We start from the raw sequence: 19,688 nt of genomic DNA on the forward strand, positions 1-19,688 counted from the left end.
GTTTGCAATGCGACTGGCCCTTTCCATATTTGCTACCGCTTGCTTGATCGGCTCTGCGAGTTCTCAAACGTCGATTTCCAGAACGGAATTGAAGAGAGGTGATCTCACCGGAAAGGACATGGACGTCGTCGTGGTGGTCGTCGAAGTGCCTCCCGGTGAGTCGCTGGCCAAGCACATCTATCCCGGTGAGGAAATCGTCTACGTGCTGCAAGGCGCTACGCTCGATTTGCCGGATGGAAGTCATCGCGAGTTGCCCACAGGGGCTGCGATCATAAACGCGCGCGATGTGCCTCACGCCGGATTCAAGATCGGCGGTGACCGGCCGTTGAAGATGCTGAACGTCTTTGTCGTTGACAAGGGCAAGCCGATGACGGAGTTCATCAAGTAGCAACGCGTTCCTAGGTGCTGCTATGAACCGAAGGCGGGTCGTTGCAGCCTTGGAGGACCAAGGCCGCCCGCGTGGAGCTGAAGGGCGATGCGATCGAGCTAGTGCGTCACTTGGCGTAACCCTGAGAGCGGAGCCAGGCGATCTTGCGGTCGCCGTTGATCCAGTCGTCGGCATCCGCCTTGCTGGTGAATCCGCTGATTTCGCGCTGTTCGCTGTTGGGGTAGTCTGCCAGTATCTTCCAGTCGTTCTCTGAGATCCGGACGGTTTTGAAAGTAACTTTTATTTTTGCCATGCAGCATTATGCAGGAAATGCTTCCAAAAGAGAACCCCATCCTGCAGCTCTCATGCTGCTTCCTCCTAAGCTTGCTGCAAGGTGCTTCAACGGTGACGGTGCGCGCTGCTGAAGAACCATGCGGCTCGTAGCGAAATCGGCTTCGCTCGCTCGTTCGAGGGTTCACCTCTCCCCAGCGGGCAAGGCCTATGGCAGGTCAAGAAACGTAGCGTTAGCTCGCCCGGAGCCCATCCGTCGAGACGCCCGCTTCCAGCGGGCCTCAGGTCGCTTTGTGGCGAGATATCAGACCGTCACGGTGAGGAGGCCGCCGACGCGGGTGTCTCCGGACAATGCTTTGCATCGCCGAGCGAAAAAGGCCGGCCGAACACCTTCGGCACTACGGGAGAGGTGAACCCTCGGCCCGCACCGATTCAACAAAACCTCCCGCTTCAGGCTGCGATCCGTTGCTCGACGGGGGCCGTCAGGTATTTGAGCACTTCTGCGTGCTCGAGGTCAGGAACCGCGATGGCCGTGTGGCTGTACGTCGCGTGGCTCCGCGAGTTTGCGATCTTGTCCAGGATCCCTTTGCCTTTGACGACGTGGAGGCCCATGCCGTCTCCAGAGGGGAAGATCGCGAGCACGACGTCATAGGCTGCGATGACGGCTCGCAGCGCTTCGGCCTTGTCCTCGGCGACATCGACGAAAATACGCACGTCAGCTGCGAGTTCACGCAGCTCGTTAAAATCCAGCACTGTGGGATACTCCAACGCAACGATACTGATGCGAGATTGGAGGCGTTAGGTTACCGAAGTCTCAACAAGGTGTGCCGAGTCACAAGTTTCACGATGAGGTGACCCGCAGTGCTCTCTCTAAAGCGCATGAATCAGGATGAAGCGTCATCGCGAAGGACATTGTTTGAGCATGATCTTTTCGGACAACCGCTGTACACTTTTCCGGATCTAGCGCTTGGCTTCGTCTTTGCGAAGCCGGGCCTCCGCGCTCTCGTCCACGAGATTCAAGGCGAGGCCGTCATAGCTCAGCTTGAGCCCACGGCCGACGATCCATGTCCAACCATCGCGGTCCTTGGCTGGCTGGGCGTTGAACTGGTCGGAGATCGATTTGACGGCGACGTCCTGCGGCCCCGGATTAGTCAACTCCGCATGGACACGCCAGATCGGATGCCTGACGTCGGCCTCGTCGCTATGGACCGTGACCTTGGCGCCATTGATGTCGCATTCGAGGGTATACGAACCGCGGATCTGGCGGCACAGATAGCGACGTTGACTGACGAGCTTGCTTGTCTCGTCGAATGTCATCCCGGGCGAGAAGCCGAAGATGTCGGATTTTTTCACGAGGGCCAATGACGCAGGCTTCAAAAAGCTCGGCTGGATGGCTACGAGGGCGGCGATTGCAACAACGATCAAGCCGGCGATGACGATAGCGATCTTCATGAGCCCCCACGAGAAACCTCTCGACCATATAGCAGCCGCGGCGTCCTAACAGGCACCCAACAGCGAAAACCCCGCCTGGGGGAAGCGGGGCTTTCTGGTGGGGTGAAGCTTAGGGACTTCAAGAGTAAGACGCGCCAGGGGGCAAATGGTTCAACAAGTACCGGCACATGCCGTGACACCGTTCACCGGCGTCGGGAACCCCAGAGAGCCCCTGCTTGCGTTTTGAGCCTCGATAGGCTCTAAGCCCGTCACTTCATGACCTCTGGCATGAATCAGAAGCGCGCCTCCGCGGGTCCGGCCGCGTCCACAGCAGAGTTATTCGCGCGCATCCCTTTAAAGGAATTCAGAACATGGCGAAGATGACGAAGACCCAATTGATCGATGCAATTGCGGAAGGCACGCAGCTGTCAAAGAACGACGTGAAGTCGGTGATCGAATACATGGCGACGGTCGGCTACAAGGAGCTCAACGAGTCCGGCGAGTTCGTCATTCCCGGCTTCGTCAAGATGTCGGTGGTGAACAAGCCGGCGACCGAAGCCAGGATGGGCATCAATCCCTTCACCAAGGAGCCGATGCAGTTTGCGGCAAAGCCGGCGAGCAAGTCGGTCAAGGCCTCGCCGCTGAAGGTGGCCAAGGACGCCGTCTAAGACCGGAGATGCTTCGCGAAGAATCACGACGGGTCAACCGCTGAAGAAAAAGTGGTGCTCGGCGACGGCAACGCCGAACATCACCACGACGATCAGGAGAAGCCCCAGGGAGCGCCGACTGTTTTGTCCCGGCGCGCCCTGCGGTTTGCCGCAAGCGGGCACACCGAAAGACCGATCGGGATTTCGCTCTCGCAGAACTGGCAGATCATCGGCGCCTCGCGCAAGTCCCGCACGTGGCGCGGGAACTCCGGGACCTAGCGCCGCGTCGCACCAGGGCGCCGGCGCCATCGAATTCGGCCGGACAATGCGACAGAGGAAAACTCGTCCTCACGGCGGTGGCCTGCCGCCCAGCCGCGGCTGAAAAGAAAAACTCCGCGCGTTCGCACGGGGCTCTCTTGGCTGACGGCGTTGGGATTTCAGCGCCTGGCCGCTTGCGCTTGTAACGTAAGGTTGAAAATCCAAATAGCAACCGCGCCGCGAGGACGGGATATGTTCGTCAGGCGGCGCTGCCGTATGACAAGGCGCTGAAATCCCGAGCCTCCTTGGTCTGCACAGCGCGGAGCAGGTTCAAGCCGCCACGCCCTGTGGAATTTCGGGGAGGACTGGACTTTCTGTTCTCATTTTGTTCTAGTTGGTCATCTTCTCTTGGAGGTGATTCATGACCGTCGAGAAACAGCGCGAGGTGATCAGGCTCTGGAACGAGCTCAGAAAGCTCGATGGCCCGGCCGCAGAAGAGCTCCGCATCCAAATCCTGGAATGCTTTTCGGAGAAGGGCAAGGCGAAGCGGGCGGCGTGATTGGATCAGCGAACGCCATCGCTGATTGCCCTTGGAAGCCAACGTGACGGAACGAACCTGTGACGTCAGCGTTCCCGCAGCATGACATGCCCGCAATGCGCCAAGCCGATGACGGCGAACTCACCCAACAGCTTTCGATGCGAGCCGTGCCGTGAGATCGTCATCGTGTTCGCCGTCGTCTCGAAATTCTTACCGCCGAAAATTCTCCCGCCAAGGACTCGTGCGCCGAAGACGTGACGGCGCACGCTTTCACGGATCGTTAGGATTCGCGCCCCGCTGATTTTCCGATTCTGATTCGTTCTTTGCGAACGAAATGGAGTCGGATGCAGAACAAGCCACGCCTTCTGTGTCGATGCGGGACACGTCCGTCACGGCGGGGCTGCGCGGCGGTCGTCCGGTGCGTCCGCCACTCGCAGCCACGCCAAGGCAAGCTATCGGTGCCGCAGCGACCGACCTTACGTGCTCGGACGTTCGCCGCGCGCCTCCTCACCGCCCATTAACGGTTGCTCCGCGCCGATTTCCCGGATTCCGATTCGTTCTTTGCGAACGAAAAGGAGTCGAAGCTGGAACAAAGGAGGTCGGGAGTAGCGGGCCGTGACAGCGCGGACCTTCCGCGCGATGCAGAAGCGGCGCACCAAGATCGCGGCGCAGCGCCTAACGAAAGCTTGGGGGAAAGCAAATAACCCTATTCGGTTAGGTTAAAAGCCCAATCGCGTTGCACTCGCCGCTACTTGGGATAGGTGTCTGGCAACGACAATCAAGAAACGACCTTGCGAGTTTGCAAGAAACGCCTTTGTCCAGAAGCCATTTTGTCATGACACCATTTTCGGAGCCGTTCTTTTATCAAGGCGACCGCCACACCTACCGGCGCGTCGCCATCGTCGGCACGCTCTTCTGTCTCGCTTTCGTGGCCATCAGCTTTTCGCTGCGGCCGCAGGTCGAGGACACGCGTGTCGCGGTCAAGGCGGATCGGCTGATGCGCACGGCAGGGCAGGCGCCGCACGCGAACTAGCGCTTCTCGCCGCAAATCCGATCGTCCGCGGACGTATCCCGGAACATGCCGCCGCGCGTTGCAAGCGCGACGAAACCGGCATAGCCGGACAGGTTGAGCAAGACTTCGAGCCACACGGGCATGTCGGGCCTCATCTGCCTGAAGACGACTCAACGTGTGCGCGAAAATGTTGTTCCGTGCACACAGGAAGTTACGCCGTTCAGAGGCCGGACGAGGGATCGAGCCTTCGGCCGAGGGCCGCAACGGACTCGCTCGACGGCCGTTCCTTGAGGAACTCGGCGATGGCCTGCGCCAGTTCGCGGTCGCTCATTGGCTTCGCCGGCGGGCGCAGCGTGCCGACTCCGAAGCTGCGGACGATCTCCTCGTAGTGCTGATCGTCGGATTTGGGCACGAGCCGGCGGATACGGGCCAGCAAAGCGGATATGGGCATCTCTCCTCCTCGATCGTCCGCCCCGCTGGCAGAAGCTCACCTCTGCTGCCATCTCTCCCGTGAAACTAAAAACCCCGCCAGCATCGCGGAGGATGCTGGCGGGGTCTTCGTGCTGTCGCCTCAACCGGATGGTGAAGGCTTCCGCACTTGCAGAGTTAATCCGCGCAGGCAGCGTTCGTTCCTGCTGGCTCGCTATTTTTTGGACGGCTTGCGGTTCCGCATTGCCGCAACCATCGCAGGCCCTCGCCGTTATCTCCGCGAGACGCGCGAAGGAGGAGATTATGAGGAAGACATTGGCAGTTCTGGCCACCGTCGCAGCCGTCGGCGTAACCGCGGTCGCGGCGCCTGCGCCTGCCGAGGCGCGTGGCCGCGGTATCGGGCCGGGCCTCGCATTCGGCCTTGCCGCCGGCGCAATCACGGCGGGCGCGGTCGCGGCATCGCATCCGTACGGCTATTACGGTCCGGGTTACGGCTATTACGACGGCCCGGGCTACTATTACGGACCGGGTCCTTACGCCTATTACGGCGGCGGACCGTACTATCGGCACCACCACTGGCGCCACTGGTAGCGACTGACAAGCGAAAAGCCCGGAGCAAGGCTCCGGGCTTTTTTTCGTTCGCCTGATGTCACGCTCTACGGCCAGAGCGAGGGACGCTCCGCCTTGCGGGCATTATCGAGCGTCGACACGAAATATTCCTCGCGCTCGCGCTTGAACTTCTCCTGGGTGGCGCGGAAGGCGGCAACACGGGCGGCGATCTCATCGCGTTCGCGGGCTTTGCGTTCTTCATCTTCGGTCATGTCCATCCCCTCTGTTCGCACCTGAACCTGTGTTTTCGACTGACCTCGAGCGCTGCCGCCGCATTGCGTCGTGAGTCGGATTCAACACATCCATTGGGGCTCTCGAATGGGGCGTCAATTGGGAGGAGGCATTGCAGGATTGTGATATGCGAGGGGCGGCAGGAGTTGCCTACTCTGTTTCTCTTCGCTCTTTTTCATCATGTTGGACAAGAGCGTCAACAATCTTGCCGCTTGTGCGCCTTGCAGCTAGCGCAAACACATCGGGAGCAGCGATTGATTGCATTGGATCTTCGCAGCGGCGTCGAACGGCTCGGCGAGATGATCGCCGAAGCGAAGCGAATCGTGCCGTTCACCGGCGCCGGCATCTCGACCGAATGCGGCATCCCCGACTTCCGCTCGCCGGGCGGACTGTGGATGCGCAACCGTCCGATCCCGTTCGACGAGTTCGTGGCGAGCCAAGAGGCGCGCGACGAATCCTGGCGTCGCCGCTTTGCGATGGAGCAGGTCTTCGCAGCTGCAAAGCCGGGCCGCGGCCACCGAGCGCTGGCCTCGCTCTGTCGCGCCGGCAAGGTTCCCGCGATCATCACCCAGAATATCGACAATCTGCACCAGGCCTCGGGGGTGGCGGCCGAGCACGTGATTGAACTTCACGGAAATACTACTTATGCGCGCTGCCTCGGGTGCGGCAAGGTCTACCAGCTCGACTGGGTGAAGCGCCGATTCGACGCGGAGGGCGCTGCGCCCAACTGCACCACGTGCGACGAGCCGGTGAAGACCGCCACGATCTCGTTCGGCCAGATGATGCCCGAGGACGAAATGCAGCGGGCAACCGCGCTGTCGCAGGCCTGCGACCTCTTCATCGCAATCGGTTCCTCGCTGGTGGTGTGGCCGGCGGCAGGCTTTCCGATGTTGGCCAAGGACGCCGGCGCACGTCTGGTGATCATCAACCGCGAGCCGACCGAGCAGGACGACATCGCCGACCTCGTGATCCATCACGACATCGGCGAAACGCTCGGGCCCTTTGCCGGGAATTGAGGCATCAATTTGATTCGCGGCTGTGCAAGCTGTTCATAGGTCCCGGCGAATCTCTTTTTTGTCTATGCCTCGCAACCGGGAGTGTTATCTTTTGAGTCGAAAGATTCGCGTCGCGTCGAATTGAGAACATTCTCTTAAGACGCGTGATTCGAGCGCCGCCAATGTGGCGGGTTGCATGGCAGTGTGGGGTCCGGGGTTATGGGGTCGTCGGACGGATTTGAGTCCAAGAAGGTTGGAGTTCCCGTGGGCGAGCACGGTGGCGGTCGCGACAGCGCGCTCAGCCCCTTCACCGGACTGGGTGAGGGCAGCGGCAATCTGGTCGAGGTTCACGGCGTCATCAAATGGTTCGACGCCTCAAAGGGCTATGGCTTCATCGTTCCCGACAATGGTTGGCCCGACGTGCTCCTGCACGTCACCGTGCTGAGGCGCGACGGCTTTCAGACCGCTTACGAGGGCGCCCGCATCGTCGTCGAGTGCATCCAGCGCGCCAAGGGCTATCAGGCATTCCGCGTGGTCTCGATGGACGAATCCACCGCGATCCATCCGGCGCAGATGCTGCCGCCGCGCACCCACGTCACGGTCACCCCGACCAGCGGCCTGGAGCGGGCTCAGGTCAAATGGTTCAACCGGCTGCGCGGCTTCGGCTTCCTCACCTGCGGCGAGGGCACGCCCGACATCTTCGTGCACATGGAGACGCTGCGCCGATTCGGCATGACTGAACTGCGCCCCGGCCAATATGTGCTGGTTCGGTTCGGGCCCGGCTCCAAGGGCATGATGGCGGCCGAAATCCATCCCGAGACCGGCTCGCCGGGCTTGCAGTCGCACTAAAGGCACCAATTCCCGCAATCGTGAGCAGAGGCGCACCGGCCGACCGGCGCGCCTCTGGCTTTTCCGGCGACCGTTGCGTAAGGACTGTTCCAGTCCCACGCCCCGAGTACTCCCATGAATTCTGATCGAAAGGCCGTCTGGTCCGTTGTGAAGGGCTGGCTTGCCGTCATCCTCGTCGTTGCCGGCATGGTCGCCGCAATCGGATCCGTCCGCGCCGCGAGTTTCCAGCCGCTCGAGATCGTCACCAGAAGCGGCGTGCAGGTGTTCTCGGTCGAGATGGCGACGACCGAGCAGGAGAAGCAGACCGGCCTGATGTATCGCAAGGAACTGGCCGACGGCAAAGGCATGCTGTTCGACTTCAATCCCGAGCAGGAAGTTTCGATGTGGATGAAGAACACCTACGTCTCGCTCGACATGATCTTCATCCGCGCCGACGGCCGCATCCTGCGCATCGCCGAGAACACCGAGCCGCTCTCGACCAAGATCATCTCGTCTCAGGGCCCCGCCCGGGCGGTGCTGGAGGTGGTGGCGGGAACGGCGCAGAAATACGGCATCCGTCCTGGCGACCGGGTCGCCCACCCGCTGTTCGGCAGCAAATAGGCGCCCCGGATCGGCGTCATTGGCGCCTTGCTGGCGAGCCGGGAAGCGTGTATCGACGGGGCGCGCCGGACATTCGGGGTATAGCGCAGCCTGGTAGCGCGGCAGTTTTGGGTACTGCAGGTCGTTGGTTCGAATCCAGCTGCCCCGACCAGTCCCGACGTGCGCCTCAAGCATCCCCAGGCCGACGCCCAAGCCTTATGAGGGCTTCGGGACCGCGTCAGAACAACAGCCAGCTGACGAGGTGCCAAGCAACCCAGGCGAGGGCGCAAATCCAGCCCAGCATGGCGATCCCCGCGAGGCCGAGCCCGCCGAGCGCAAGCAGCGAGCTTCCGGCCTCCGGCGTCTCGACGAGCTTCTCCGGCGTATCGACTTGGCTCCCAGCGTTTCCTCGCCCTGCGGCCTGGCATTCGTTGGTTTCGGCTCGTTCGCGACAGTTCACCGGCCGCGCTCCAGCTCATATGGACGTGCGACGCCTCCGCGCAGGCGGGCGCACGCTGATTGCGGACACCCTCGGACAGGCGGGAAAAAGCTGCAACGCGTGGCGCAGCGATTGGTTGCCCTCGTGTGGGCCGAAAGGCGCGGCGGAAGCTTTGGCGCTCAACCTCGTTGCCGCGCGACTTCGGTGCGACGCCTCAAGCCGTGCGGTCGTCAGAGCGGCGCAGAATTTCCGGACGCTCTTCGAACCTTCTGAGCGCCGCCAAAGACATATTCGTGTTGGGGATTTCAGCGCCCAATGCCTAACGGACGCCGCCGAGCGATGATACTCCGCTTGCGCGGCGTTGCGCTTTTCAGGCATCACTGTTCAGATCTCGTCATCAGCTCGAGGCGTGCCAGCCGAGCGGAAATGGCACGAACGGCCAGACCGTCTGGTTATCGTTGGCGGCTTTCGGCGGCTGCTGGGCGGACGTGTTTACGATCGGGACAGGCGCCGTCGATCGCAGTGCCAAGCGCAGACATGCACATTGCAAATTCATTGTGGTCGCCCCGGCCGGTCAATTGTTTTCAAAATACGTGTCGGGCCAAAAACACGCGCGTCTCAAATCGGCGCGCTCTCAAATCACGCAAGCATTCTAGAAAAGTCGACCGCGGCTTTCAACCAATCTCGCCGTTTGCGCACGAGAAGTAAGGTTGACCGGTTAGGTTAAGGGCGAGCGATTGTTGCGGCCGCCTCAGTGACTGTTATCACATCAAGCACGGCTCGCGATGGGCTGCCGGAAATCCGCGCTCGCACGTGGACGGCAGCGCGCGCATCAGTTGAGTTCTGCGCGGGTGACTTCCGCGCCAGTGAGTTCTGCCATGTCTTTCGATCGCAATTCCAAGACCGCCGGTCCGCAGACGAGCTGGACCGAAATCTGGCATCTCTGGACCGTGATCGTGCCGCGCCGTTCGATCAACGGGCAGCTCGTGTACGGCAAGGTCTGGCGCCGCCATGACGGCCGCGACTGGATCTACAAGAAGTTCACCGAGTTCGACGGCGAAGCGGCGGCCTGACGCGGCTTCGGCCGCCGCGTCACGATCAGGCCGCCTTCGCTGCCGGCTTGGACGGTGGCGGCTTCAAGGGCTTGTCCTGCTTCTTCGACCAGGAGATGTAATAGGCCACCGTCGTCATGATCGCGATGCCGGCGATGCTGACGAAGAGCTGCGCAAGCAGCGAGCCCGAGCTCATCGACAGCTCGAAATGGCCGACGAAGGAGAGGAACACGCCGACGCAGAACACCGCGAGTGACTGCTGGCCGCAGACGATCAGCGGATCGAACACCTTCCACTCTAGGCCCGGCCACTCCTTCGGCACGAAGCGGATCACCAGGATCACGATCACGACGAAGTGGATGAAGCGGTAGGGCGCGAGGTTGGTCTTGTCGTTCGGGTTGAAGGCCGAGAACAGCCACTGCGGGAACATGCCGCCGAAGGTCGGGAAGCGCCCAGCCATAGTCATGATCAGCGCGAAGGCGAGATAGGCGAGGCAGAGGTAGAGCGTGACCGGCGCATTGATCAGCGCCATCGAGCGCCGCGCGCCGCCCATGGCGCACCAGGCCCCGAACACGAACAGCACCTGCCAGCAATACGGGTTGAAGTACCACTGCCCGGCCGGATAGGCCGTCAGATTCCAGCCGAAATGGCGCGCGGCGAGCCACAGCACGATTGACAGCGCCATCGTCACGTCGGGTTTGCGCAGCATGAACCACAGCACCGGCGGGAACAGTCCCATCAGCACGATGTAGAGCGGTAGCACGTCGAGATTGAGCGGCTTGAAGCGCAGAAACAGGCCCTGGCGCAGCGTCTCGGTGGCATTGTCGACGAGGCCGGCGACGTTGAACTCGTTGATCATCTCGGAATCGCCGAAGCGCAGGGCGAGGTAGCTGATCGAGGCGATATAGATCACGAACAGGATGATGTGGGCGACATAGAGCTGCCAGACCCGCTTGGTCAGCCTTGTGGCGCCGACGATGAAGCCGCGCTCCAGCATCATGCGCGCATAGACGAAGGACGCCGTGTAGCCGGAGATGAAGACGAAAAGGTCGGCGGCGTCGGAAAAACCGTAATTGCGCGTCGTGACCCAGTTCACGACGTTGTCGGGGATGTGGTCGAGGAAGATCGCCCAGTTCGCGACGCCGCGAAACAGGTCGAGCCGGAGGTCGCGACCCTTTTCGGGAAGTGTTGCGCTGATGTTCAGGAAGGCCATGCAACGAGAGCTTTCGGAAGGAACAAATACGCTGATGTCGGGGAGGCAATGGCGTCGGGCGGGGTCCCGGCGCGGAAGGCGGGTACGCAATTGTCACGGTGCAGCATAATGACTATACCCGTAAGGTAGGGCACCCGGGAGCCGGAATCACCGAACATTTCTCCAACGGTGTCTCTATACTATCCCCGAGGTTTCCACCAACTGCCACCGTGACGCATCGAAATCGAGCGAAAGACCAAGAGGCCCGGACCACCCATGACCGCACGCATTTTCAAGCCCGCCAAGAACGCGATGCAATCCGGCCGGTCCAAGACGAGGGAATGGCAGCTCGACTACGAGCCGGAGCAGCCGCGTTCGGTCGAGCCGCTGATGGGCTGGACCTCGTCCGGCGACATGAAGCAGCAGATCACCCTGCGCTTCCACTCTAAGGAAGAGGCGGTCGCCTATTGCGAGCGCAAGGGGATCGCCTACCAGGTGATCGAGCCGCAGGAGTCGGTGCGCCGGCCGGTCGCTTATGCCGACAATTTCTCGTTCCGGCGCGGCGAGCCCTGGACGCATTGAGGAGCGGGCGAGACTGCGCCGCGTCCAAACGACGTCAACTCGTCATGCCCGGGCTTGTCCCGGGCATCTACATCTCAGGGGCGCGCGAAAGAACCTAGATGGCCCGGACAGGGCCCGGCCATGAGGCAACCAGTGGCTCTGGCCCTTGGCAGCTATTCCGCCGCGTGCTTCGCTGGTGCGAGGCATGACGAGCTTATGGGCGAGGTGGGGTATGGCGGGGCGTGACCAGCTCGATCGCGTCGATCTGAAGATACTGTCCGAGCTGCAGCAGGACGGGCGGGTTCGCAACAACGAGCTGGCGCTGCGCGTCGGCGTATCCGCGCCCAACTGCCTGCGGCGGCTGAAATCGTTGTTCAGCCGCGGCGTGATCCGGGCGGTGCGCGCTGTCATCGACGAACGGCGGCTCGGCTTTGAGGTGGTGTCGTTCGTGTCGATCCAGCTCGGCAGCCAGGCCCAGCCGGTGCTGGAGGCGTTCGAGAGCTCGATCGCCGCAATCCCGCGCATCCAGCAGTGCTGGCGGATTTCGGGCGACACCGATTATCTCCTTAAATGCGTGGCGCCGAGCGTCGAGAGCATGCGCCAGCAGCTCCTGCATTTCGCCGCGATGCCGAACGTGAAGAACGTCCGCAGCTTTCCGGTGCTGGGTGTCGCGAAGGACGTGCCACTGCCGTTGCAGGAGGTCGCCGTGGCGGCGCCGGCAGGATAGGATCCGAATACTCCGGTCGGACAAATCGGTATTTCATGCAATCCGAATTATAATACATGAGTCAATAACCTAACTGTGACATGTGATTTGCGAAGTCCTGCAATGCGCTCGGCCGTGATTGTCGGTTCCCCGGCGCCGCTTAGATGCAAGGTGTGAACCTCGGCGTGCCTGCCATGCCGAGGACTCTTTTGTGGGACCCTGAAGCAGGAAAGACACCATGACATCGATTTCGAAGACGTTCGTCGCATCCGCTGCGACGCTGTTTGCATCTGCGTTTCTGATGATGACCGCACCCGCAGCACAGGCGGAAGAATACTGCATCACCAACGGCGCCCAGGCCGCTCATGGCTGCGGCTATCCGACGATGGAAGCGTGCCGGGCCGCGGCCGGCGGCATCGGCGGCACGTGCTCGCAGAGCGGCGGAGCGAAAACCTCCAGCGACGCGTTCGCCTTGCAGCCGAAGCAGACGCAGTCGCGCAAGCTTCGGTCGGGCGGACAGACCAATTCGAACTGACGTTGCAATCGAGACTGGTTTGGAGATGTTACGGCCTCCGAGAGTCATCTCGGAGGCCGTCAATTTCATGACGACCACGCAACGCACGCGCTCGCGTGTGCCTCACCGATACCGGCCGCGAAATTCACGCGGGCTCGCGCCGGTCCAGGTACGGAAGGCGCGCGAGAAGCTCTTCTCGTTGCGGAAGCCGGCGATCTCCGCGATGCGCTTGATCGGGGTGCGGCCGCGCATCAGCTCCTGCTTGGCGAGCTCGAACTTCGCCTCTTCCTTGAGATCGCGCAGTGAGGTGGCCTCTTCGCGCAGGCGTCGGTGCATGGTGCGTGTGGACAGCGCGAGCTCGCGCGCGACATCCTCGGCACCGAGGACCCGCCCACGCGCATTGCGGAGCACGCGGCGGACGCGCTCGACCAGCAGGCGGTCGCGCCGATAGGGCAGCACGGTCAGCCGCAACGCGCCTTTGAGCATGTTGTCGAGGTCGACCGCGGTGCGCGTGAGCGGCAGCGAGAGATAGTGCTTGTCGAAGATGATCGCGGCGCGGTCCGCGTCGAAGCGGATAGTCCGACAGAAGATGGTCGGATAGACGGAGACGTGGCCGGGCTCCGGGTACGGGAATTCAGCCGCGCGGAGCGCGATCTGGGAGTCGACCGCCCAACACGAGAAGCCGAGCACGTAGCGGAACAGGGTGACCAGGCAGAACTCGCGGAAGGGCCCGAGGTCACGGAGCTCGCGGATCGACACGACGGCCGTCTCTTCGCCAACCTCGAGATCGAGCAGCACATCCTCGGTCACCAGACGGTGATGCCGGCACCATCGCTTGAGCGCGACCTCCAGCGTCTGTGCGGTGATAGAGGCCCGGCACAGCATGCCGTAGGTGCCCCAAGGCAGCCGCCGCGAGAACCAGCCGAGCGCTTCGTCATCGAGCTCGCGCATGGCATGGCCTGCCACGGCCTCGAACTGGGCGGCGGTGATCCGCCCATCCGGAGAATTGACAAGGTCCAGCGCTACCTGACCCCGGCTCAGCGCCTCCGCTGGATCGCGGCCGTATCGTTCATAAGCGGCGACCACGCCGCGGACGAAGGCGGCAGGGGTCACGGCGCGGCGCGGGATAGCGGTGGCGGCTTGAAAAGGCATCGGAATTCCCTCGGAAAATCCTCGCCAAGTTTGGCGGAAAATGCAACCTTTTCGACCGCAAGAGCGCCTGGGCCCCGCTAGGTTCGGACGCAAAGATACGGAGGAATCGCCTTGAACATCCCGAGCATCGACTTCGATCTGGGCGAAGACATCGGCATGCTGCGCGACACGCTTCGCGCTTTCGTGGAGGCGGAGATCACCCCGCGCGCTGCCGACATCGAGAAAGCCAATCTGTTTCCGGCAGACCTCTGGAAGCGTTTCGGCGACCTCGGCCTGCTCGGCATGACCGCGCCGGAGCAATATGGCGGGTCAAACATGGGCTACCTCGCCCATATCGTCGCCATGGAGGAGATTTCGCGCGGCTCGGCTGCCGTGGGGCTCTCCTACGGCGCCCATTCCAATCTCTGCGTCAACCAGATCCGCCGCAACGGCAACGACACCCAGCGCCAGCGCTATCTGCCGAAGCTGATCTCCGGCGAGCATGTCGGCGCGCTCGCGATGTCGGAGCCCGGCGCCGGCTCCGACGTGGTCTCGATGAAGCTGCGCGCCGACAAGCGCGGCGACCGCTACGTGCTCAACGGCTCCAAGATGTGGATTACCAATGGCGGCGACGCCGACGTGCTCGTCGTCTACGCCAAGACCGATCCGGAGGCCGGTCCGCGCGGCATGACCGCCTTCCTCATCGAGAAAGGCTTCAAGGGATTCACCCACGGCCAGCACCTCGACAAGCTCGGCATGCGCGGCTCCAACACCTACCCCTTGTTCTTCGACGAATGCGAGGTGCCGGAGGAGAACGTGCTCGGCAAGGTGGGCGAGGGCGTCAAGGTGCTGATGTCCGGCCTCGACTATGAGCGCGCGGTACTGTCAGGCGGCCCGCTCGGCATTATGGCGGCCTGCATGGATGCGGTGGTGCCCTACATGCACGAGCGCAAGCAGTTCGGCCAGCCGATCGGCGACTTCCAGCTGATGCAGGGCAAGCTTGCCGACATGTATTCGACCTGGCAGGCCACGCGCGCTTATGTCTATGCGGTGGGGCGCGCCTGTGACCGCGCCGACCACGCGCGCAGCTTGCGCAAGGATGCCGCTGCCGCGATCCTCTATTCCGCGGAGAAGGCGACATGGATGGCGGGCGAGGCGATTCAGGCGCTCGGCGGGGTCGGCTACACCAGTGAATTTCCGGTCGGACGTCTGTGGCGCGACGCCAAACTGTACGAGATCGGCGCCGGCACCTCGGAGGTCCGCCGCATGCTGATCGGCCGCGAGCTGATGGCCGAGACGGCTTGAAACGTTCACCTCATTGGAATCATCATGCCGCTCCATTCCAGCATCGATCCGTCTTCATCAGACTTCGCGCGCAATTCCGAGGCCATGCGCACCCTCGTCGCGGACTTGCGTGAAAAGCTTAGCCAGGTCGCCGGCGGCGGCGGTGAGGCGTCGCGCAACCGCCACACCGCACGCGGCAAGATGCTGGCGCGCCAGCGCGTCGACCTGCTTGTCGATCCCGGGACGTCATTCTTGGAGCTGTCGCCGCTCGCGGCCTATGGCCTCTATGGCGGCGACGTGCATTCGGCGAGCGTCGTCACCGGGGTCGGGCGCATCTCGGGTCGCGAATGCGTGATCGTCGCCAATGATGCCACCATCAAGGGCGGCACCTACTATCCAATGACGGTGAAGAAGCATCTGCGTGCGCAGGACATCGCGCGGCAGAACAACCTTCCTTGCGTCTACATGGTCGATTCCGGCGGCGCCTTCCTGCCGCTCCAGGACGAGATCTTTCCGGATGAGCGGCATTTCGGCCGCATCTTCTACAACCAGGCGCAGATGTCCTCGGCTGGTATCCCGCAGATCGCGATCGTGATGGGCTCCTGCACTGCCGGCGGCGCCTATGTTCCAGCGATGTCGGACGAGAGCATCATCGTTCGCAATCAAGGCACCATCTTCCTCGGCGGTCCGCCACTGGTGAAGGCTGCGACCGGCGAAGTCGTGAGTGCGGAGGAGCTCGGCGGCGCCGACGTGCATTCGCGGCAGTCCGGCGTGACCGACCATTACGCACAGAACGATGCACACGCGATCGGCATCGCCCGGCGCATTGTCGGCACCTTGAAGCCACCGACGCGGCCGAACCTCAACATGCATCCGCCGCGCGAACCGCTGTTTGCGGCGGAGGAGATCTACGGCGTGGTCCCGGTCGACGGCCGCAAGCCATTCGACGTGCGCGACATCATCGCCCGCATCGTCGACGGCTCCGAGTTCGACGAGTTCAAGAAGCTTTACGGCACGACGCTGGTGTGCGGCTTCGCTCATATCTGGGGCTATCCGGTCGGAATTATCGCCAACAACGGCATCCTGTTCAGCGAGAGCTCGCTCAAGGGCGCACATTTCATCGAACTGTGCTGCCAGCGCGGCATCCCGCTGGTTTTCCTGCAGAACATCACGGGCTTCATGGTCGGCAAGAAATACGAGGCCGGCGGCATTGCGCGCGACGGCGCCAAGCTGGTGACGGCGGTTGCGACCGCTTCGGTGCCGAAATTCACCGTCGTGATCGGGGGCTCCTATGGCGCCGGCAATTACGGCATGTGCGGCCGCGCTTACTCGCCGCGCTTCCTGTGGATGTGGCCGAACGCGCGCATCTCGGTAATGGGCGGCGAGCAGGCCTCGATGGTGCTGAGCCAGGTCCGGCGCGACAATATCGAGGCCAAGGGTGATAGCTGGTCCAAGGAAGAGGAAGAGAAATTCCGTAGCCCCATCCGCGCGCAATATGAGAGCCAGGGGCATCCCTATTACGCGACCGCGCGCCTCTGGGACGACGGCGTGATCGATCCGGCCGACACGCGGCTGGTGCTTGGGCTCGGCCTCTCGGCGGCGTCGAATGCGCCGATCGAGCCGACGAAATTCGGCCTGTTCAGGATGTGATGCGATGGACCGCTCAAAGCTCTACCGGCGATTTCGCACGCTCCTGATCGCCAACCGCGGCGAGATCGCCTGCCGCGTCATCCGCACTGCGCGGGCCATGGGCCTGCGCACGGTCGCGGTCTATTCCGAGGCCGATCGCGACGCGATGCATGTCGCGCTCGCCGACGAGGCCGTGCTGCTCGGGCCGGCGCGGGCACGCGACAGCTATCTCAATGTCGAGCGGCTGATCGAGGCCGCGCGCAAGACCGGCGCCGAAGCCGTGCATCCCGGCTACGGCTTCCTATCGGAGAATGCCGAATTCGCGCGGGCCTGCCTCGATGCGGGGCTTGTTTTCGTCGGGCCAACCGCCGAGATGATGAATGCGATGGGCTCGAAATCCGGCTCCAAGGCGCTGATGGAGAAGGCTGGCGTGCCGCTGGTGCCCGGCTATCACGGCGAAGTCCAGGACGAGGCGACGCTTTCGAAGGCTGCGGACAGGATCGGCTTTCCCATCCTGGTGAAGGCGTCGGCCGGCGGCGGCGGCCGCGGTATGAGGATCGTGCGCTCGGCGGCCGAACTCGGGCCCGCGATCATCAGCGCCAAACGCGAAGCCAAGGCTGCGTTCGGCGACGACCGCATGCTGATCGAGAAGTATGTCGACAATCCTCGGCACATCGAGGTGCAGGTGATCGGCGACAGCCACGGCAATCTCTTGTCGCTGTTCGAGCGCGAGTGCACGCTCCAGCGCCGGCACCAGAAGGTGATCGAGGAGGCACCATCGCCGACACTCAATCCTGCCCAGCGCGAGACCGTTTGCGCCGCCGCGCGAAAGGCGGCGGGCGCGGTGAACTATGTCGGGGCGGGTACGATCGAGTTCGTCTCCGACGGCAAGGACGTGTTCTTCATCGAGATGAACACGCGCCTCCAGGTCGAGCATCCCGTGACCGAGCTGATTACGGGCATCGACCTCGTCGAATGGCAGCTGCGCGTCGCCTTCGGCGAGGCGCTGCCTTTGAAGCAGGACGAGATCCGGCTCAACGGCCATGCGGTCGAGGCGCGCGTCTATGCGGAAAATCCAACCAAGAATTTCATGCCATCGGTCGGCAGGATCTCGATCTGGCGTTTGCCGGCCGAGACCGGCGGACTGCGCATCGATGCCGGCTATCGCGAGGGCGACAGCGTGTCGCCGTATTACGATGCGATGCTCGCCAAGATGATTGCCTGGGCGCCGACGCGGGACGTCGCGATCGAGCGGCTCAACCGCGGACTGCAGGAGTCCGACGTCCGCGGCATCGTCACCAACATTCCGTTCCTGTCGGCGCTGATGACGCATCCGAAGGTGCGGACCAATGCGATCGACACCGGCTTCATCGAGCGCGAACTGGCGGTGCTGACACAGGCAGCGCCGGCGCCCGGCGAGCTCGAGCTGTGCGCCGCCGTGGCCGCAATCGTCAATGACGAACGGCAAGCAGCGCAGGCGGATGCGAATTCGCCCTGGCAGACCTTCGGCTGGCAGCCGGTCGGCTGCCGCCAGCGCATTTTCGCCTTTCGCGTCGGCCATGGGCCAGAGCAGAAGATTACGCTGAACTACGGGAGCGGCGCCTCGACGCTGGTGATCGGCGAACGCGAGCTGGCGTTCGCGATTGCCACCAAGGAAGGCGGCTTTGACTTGACGCTGGACGGCGTCAAATCGCAGGTCGCGGCGGTGATCGACGGCCATGAGCTGTATTTGCGCACGCGCAACGGCCGCTTCGACCTGCACTGGGTCGATCCGTTCGGCGGCGAGAGCGAAGAGCATGCCGGCGAGGACAAGATCGCGGCGCCGTTGCCGGGTACCGTCGTCGCCGTGCTGGCGGAGGAGGGCGCCAAGCTCGATAAGGGCGCGCCGATCCTCACGCTCGAAGTGATGAAAATGGAGCAGACGCTGCGCGCGCCCTATGCCGGCGTGCTGAAGTCCGTCAAATGCAAGGTCGGCGACATCGTGCAGGAGGGGATCGAACTCGCTGTGGTCGAGCCTTCGGGAGAGTGAGATGAGCGACCAAATCCGCATCATCGAGATGGGGCCGCGCGACGGCCTCCAGAACGAGAAGACGGTCGTCAGCGTCGGGTCCCGTATCGCCTTCGTCGAGGCGCTGGTCGCGGCTGGCCTCACCACGGTCGAGGTCGGCGCTTTCGTCTCGCCCAAGGCGATCCCGCAGATGGCAAGCTCGGACGCCGTGCTGCGCGGCGTCAGCCATGTGCAGGGCGCCGAATTCCATGTGCTGGTGCCGAACGAGAAGGGCTATGACGCCGCGAGCGCGGCGGGCGCGAAGGTCGTCTCGGTGTTCGCGGCAGCCTCGGAAGGCTTTTCGCGCGCCAACATCAATTGCTCGGTCGCGGAGTCCATCGAGCGGTTCAAGCCGGTGCTCGCGCGCGCCAAAGCCGATGGCGTCAAAGTGCGTGGCTATATCTCCTGCGTGCTGGGCTGCCCGTTCGACGGCGAGATCAAGCCGAAGGCGGTCGCCGATCTTGCCAACTCGCTATGGGAGCTCGGCTGCTACGAGATCTCGCTCGGCGATACAATCGGCGTCGGCACGCCGAGCAAGGCAAGGGAGATGCTGCGCGCAGTTGCCGCCAACATTCCTCCCGCCCATCTCGCAATGCATTTCCACGACACCTACGGCCAAGCCCTCGCCAATCTCTATGCGGGGATGGAGGAGGGCGTCCGCGTCATCGACGCCGCCGCGGGCGGCCTCGGCGGCTGCCCCTACGCCCCCGGAGCGACTGGCAATGTCGCGACCGAGGACGTCGTCTACATGCTCGAAGGTATGGGCATCAAGACCGGTATAGATATGGACCGGCTGCTGGCGGCGACCAACGAGATGAGTGCCGTGCTGGGCAAGCCGCCAGTGAGCCGCGTGGCGTCCGCGCTGAACGCCAAGCGGAGGCGCGCGGCGACTTAAGG

26 protein-coding genes and 1 tRNA gene are annotated in these 19,688 nt (G+C 63.0%); 18 read left to right on the top strand and 9 right to left on the bottom strand.

Going from position 1 to position 19,688, the window contains the following annotated elements:
• Positions 1-118 precede the first annotated feature (118 nt).
• Positions 119-388: a cupin domain-containing protein gene (locus tag IVA92_RS34165; protein WP_247281012.1), complete on the top strand. Its 270-nt coding sequence runs from the start codon at positions 119-121 to the stop codon at positions 386-388.
• A gap of 106 nt (positions 389-494) precedes the next feature.
• Here IVA92_RS34165 and IVA92_RS34170 read toward each other — a convergent pair whose 3' ends face one another.
• The 3 genes from IVA92_RS34170 to IVA92_RS34180 all read right to left on the bottom strand — a co-directional run bounded on the left by IVA92_RS34170 (position 495) and on the right by IVA92_RS34180 (position 2,110).
• Positions 495-680 (bottom strand): hypothetical protein, encoded by a 186-nt coding sequence (locus IVA92_RS34170; RefSeq protein WP_247281013.1) that lies wholly within the window; start codon positions 678-680, stop codon positions 495-497.
• Between the two features lie 428 nt (positions 681-1,108).
• Entirely contained in the window at positions 1,109-1,411 is a 303-nt protein-coding gene (locus IVA92_RS34175; RefSeq protein ID WP_247281014.1) for a hypothetical protein, read from the bottom strand.
• A 207-nt stretch (positions 1,412-1,618) separates the two neighbouring features.
• The gene (locus IVA92_RS34180; protein ID WP_247281015.1) at positions 1,619-2,110 is read right to left on the bottom strand and encodes a hypothetical protein; all 492 of its coding nucleotides are present in this window, start codon (positions 2,108-2,110) and stop codon (positions 1,619-1,621) included.
• A 350-nt stretch (positions 2,111-2,460) separates the two neighbouring features.
• Between IVA92_RS34180 and IVA92_RS34185 the strand changes: the two genes are divergently transcribed.
• The 4 genes from IVA92_RS34185 to IVA92_RS34200 all read left to right on the top strand — a co-directional run bounded on the left by IVA92_RS34185 (position 2,461) and on the right by IVA92_RS34200 (position 4,565).
• Positions 2,461-2,757, top strand: coding sequence for an HU family DNA-binding protein (locus IVA92_RS34185; RefSeq protein WP_008558895.1), 297 nt, complete (start codon positions 2,461-2,463; stop codon positions 2,755-2,757).
• A gap of 54 nt (positions 2,758-2,811) precedes the next feature.
• A complete protein-coding gene (locus IVA92_RS34190) occupies positions 2,812-3,015 on the top strand; it encodes a hypothetical protein (RefSeq protein ID WP_247281016.1) in 204 nt (67 codons plus the stop codon).
• Between the two features lie 400 nt (positions 3,016-3,415).
• Positions 3,416-3,553: a hypothetical protein gene (locus IVA92_RS34195; RefSeq protein WP_247281017.1), complete on the top strand. Its 138-nt coding sequence runs from the start codon at positions 3,416-3,418 to the stop codon at positions 3,551-3,553.
• Between the two features lie 814 nt (positions 3,554-4,367).
• Positions 4,368-4,565: a hypothetical protein gene (locus tag IVA92_RS34200; RefSeq protein ID WP_247281018.1), complete on the top strand. Its 198-nt coding sequence runs from the start codon at positions 4,368-4,370 to the stop codon at positions 4,563-4,565.
• On the opposite strand, the gene IVA92_RS35865 is transcribed toward IVA92_RS34200, so the two are convergent.
• Both IVA92_RS35865 and IVA92_RS34205 read right to left on the bottom strand, forming a co-directional pair.
• Positions 4,562-4,687, bottom strand: a complete 126-nt coding sequence (locus IVA92_RS35865; RefSeq protein ID WP_256464568.1) for a hypothetical protein — start codon at positions 4,685-4,687, stop codon at positions 4,562-4,564. The two genes, IVA92_RS34200 and IVA92_RS35865, sit on opposite strands and share 4 nt — an antisense overlap.
• Positions 4,688-4,764: 77 nt before the next feature.
• On the bottom strand, positions 4,765-4,995 hold the full coding sequence (locus IVA92_RS34205) for a hypothetical protein (RefSeq protein WP_247281019.1): 231 nt from the start codon (positions 4,993-4,995) through the stop codon (positions 4,765-4,767).
• A 281-nt stretch (positions 4,996-5,276) separates the two neighbouring features.
• Here IVA92_RS34205 and IVA92_RS34210 point away from each other — a divergent pair, with 281 nt between their 5' ends.
• Positions 5,277-5,564, top strand: coding sequence for a hypothetical protein (locus IVA92_RS34210; protein ID WP_247281020.1), 288 nt, complete (start codon positions 5,277-5,279; stop codon positions 5,562-5,564).
• 65 nt (positions 5,565-5,629) lie between these two features.
• Here the strand turns inward: IVA92_RS34210 and IVA92_RS34215 are convergent, their stop codons facing one another.
• Positions 5,630-5,794 carry a hypothetical protein gene (locus tag IVA92_RS34215; RefSeq protein ID WP_247281021.1) on the bottom strand — a complete coding sequence of 55 codons (165 nt, stop codon included), beginning with the start codon at positions 5,792-5,794 and terminating at the stop codon, positions 5,630-5,632.
• 273 nt (positions 5,795-6,067) lie between these two features.
• Here IVA92_RS34215 and IVA92_RS34220 point away from each other — a divergent pair, with 273 nt between their 5' ends.
• The 4 genes from IVA92_RS34220 (at position 6,068) to IVA92_RS34235 (ending at position 8,408) form a co-directional block, all read left to right on the top strand.
• Entirely contained in the window at positions 6,068-6,829 is a 762-nt protein-coding gene (locus tag IVA92_RS34220) for a Sir2 family NAD-dependent protein deacetylase (RefSeq protein WP_247281022.1), read from the top strand.
• A 198-nt stretch (positions 6,830-7,027) separates the two neighbouring features.
• Positions 7,028-7,657, top strand: a complete 630-nt coding sequence (locus tag IVA92_RS34225) for a cold-shock protein (RefSeq protein WP_247281023.1) — start codon at positions 7,028-7,030, stop codon at positions 7,655-7,657.
• A 114-nt stretch (positions 7,658-7,771) separates the two neighbouring features.
• Positions 7,772-8,257, top strand: coding sequence for a DUF192 domain-containing protein (locus IVA92_RS34230; RefSeq protein ID WP_247281024.1), 486 nt, complete (start codon positions 7,772-7,774; stop codon positions 8,255-8,257).
• Between the two features lie 74 nt (positions 8,258-8,331).
• Positions 8,332-8,408, top strand: a tRNA-Pro gene (locus IVA92_RS34235).
• A gap of 66 nt (positions 8,409-8,474) precedes the next feature.
• On the opposite strand, the gene IVA92_RS34240 is transcribed toward IVA92_RS34235, so the two are convergent.
• Positions 8,475-8,696 carry an RNA-binding protein gene (locus tag IVA92_RS34240; RefSeq protein ID WP_247281025.1) on the bottom strand — a complete coding sequence of 74 codons (222 nt, stop codon included), beginning with the start codon at positions 8,694-8,696 and terminating at the stop codon, positions 8,475-8,477.
• A gap of 857 nt (positions 8,697-9,553) precedes the next feature.
• On the opposite strand from IVA92_RS34240, the gene IVA92_RS34245 reads away from it, so the two are divergent.
• Entirely contained in the window at positions 9,554-9,748 is a 195-nt protein-coding gene (locus IVA92_RS34245) for a hypothetical protein (RefSeq protein ID WP_247281026.1), read from the top strand.
• 25 nt (positions 9,749-9,773) lie between these two features.
• Here IVA92_RS34245 and IVA92_RS34250 read toward each other — a convergent pair whose 3' ends face one another.
• Positions 9,774-10,940, bottom strand: coding sequence for an OpgC domain-containing protein (locus IVA92_RS34250; protein ID WP_247281027.1), 1,167 nt, complete (start codon positions 10,938-10,940; stop codon positions 9,774-9,776).
• 255 nt (positions 10,941-11,195) lie between these two features.
• On the opposite strand from IVA92_RS34250, the gene IVA92_RS34255 reads away from it, so the two are divergent.
• The 3 genes from IVA92_RS34255 (at position 11,196) to IVA92_RS34265 (ending at position 12,721) form a co-directional block, all read left to right on the top strand.
• Entirely contained in the window at positions 11,196-11,501 is a 306-nt protein-coding gene (locus IVA92_RS34255) for an ETC complex I subunit (protein ID WP_247281028.1), read from the top strand.
• A gap of 211 nt (positions 11,502-11,712) precedes the next feature.
• On the top strand, positions 11,713-12,207 hold the full coding sequence (locus IVA92_RS34260; protein ID WP_247281029.1) for an Lrp/AsnC family transcriptional regulator: 495 nt from the start codon (positions 11,713-11,715) through the stop codon (positions 12,205-12,207).
• Positions 12,208-12,424: 217 nt separating this feature from the next.
• Positions 12,425-12,721, top strand: coding sequence for a DUF3551 domain-containing protein (locus IVA92_RS34265; protein WP_247281030.1), 297 nt, complete (start codon positions 12,425-12,427; stop codon positions 12,719-12,721).
• 102 nt (positions 12,722-12,823) lie between these two features.
• On the opposite strand, the gene IVA92_RS34270 is transcribed toward IVA92_RS34265, so the two are convergent.
• Positions 12,824-13,852: an AraC family transcriptional regulator gene (locus IVA92_RS34270; protein WP_247281031.1), complete on the bottom strand. Its 1,029-nt coding sequence runs from the start codon at positions 13,850-13,852 to the stop codon at positions 12,824-12,826.
• Between the two features lie 111 nt (positions 13,853-13,963).
• On the opposite strand from IVA92_RS34270, the gene IVA92_RS34275 reads away from it, so the two are divergent.
• From IVA92_RS34275 to IVA92_RS34290, 4 genes are read left to right on the top strand one after another with little or no spacing between them, the layout of a single operon-like run.
• Entirely contained in the window at positions 13,964-15,136 is a 1,173-nt protein-coding gene (locus IVA92_RS34275; protein WP_247281032.1) for an isovaleryl-CoA dehydrogenase, read from the top strand.
• Positions 15,137-15,160: 24 nt separating this feature from the next.
• Positions 15,161-16,765 (top strand): carboxyl transferase domain-containing protein, encoded by a 1,605-nt coding sequence (locus IVA92_RS34280; protein ID WP_247281033.1) that lies wholly within the window; start codon positions 15,161-15,163, stop codon positions 16,763-16,765.
• Positions 16,766-16,769: 4 nt separating this feature from the next.
• Positions 16,770-18,773 (top strand): acetyl/propionyl/methylcrotonyl-CoA carboxylase subunit alpha, encoded by a 2,004-nt coding sequence (locus IVA92_RS34285; RefSeq protein WP_247281034.1) that lies wholly within the window; start codon positions 16,770-16,772, stop codon positions 18,771-18,773.
• Between the two features lies 1 nt (position 18,774).
• Positions 18,775-19,686, top strand: coding sequence for a hydroxymethylglutaryl-CoA lyase (locus IVA92_RS34290; protein WP_247281035.1), 912 nt, complete (start codon positions 18,775-18,777; stop codon positions 19,684-19,686).
• Positions 19,687-19,688: the final 2 nt, after the last annotated feature.

The sequence above is a fragment of the Bradyrhizobium sp. 154 genome (genome assembly GCF_023073875.1).
Taxonomy (GTDB): domain Bacteria; phylum Pseudomonadota; class Alphaproteobacteria; order Rhizobiales; family Xanthobacteraceae; genus Bradyrhizobium.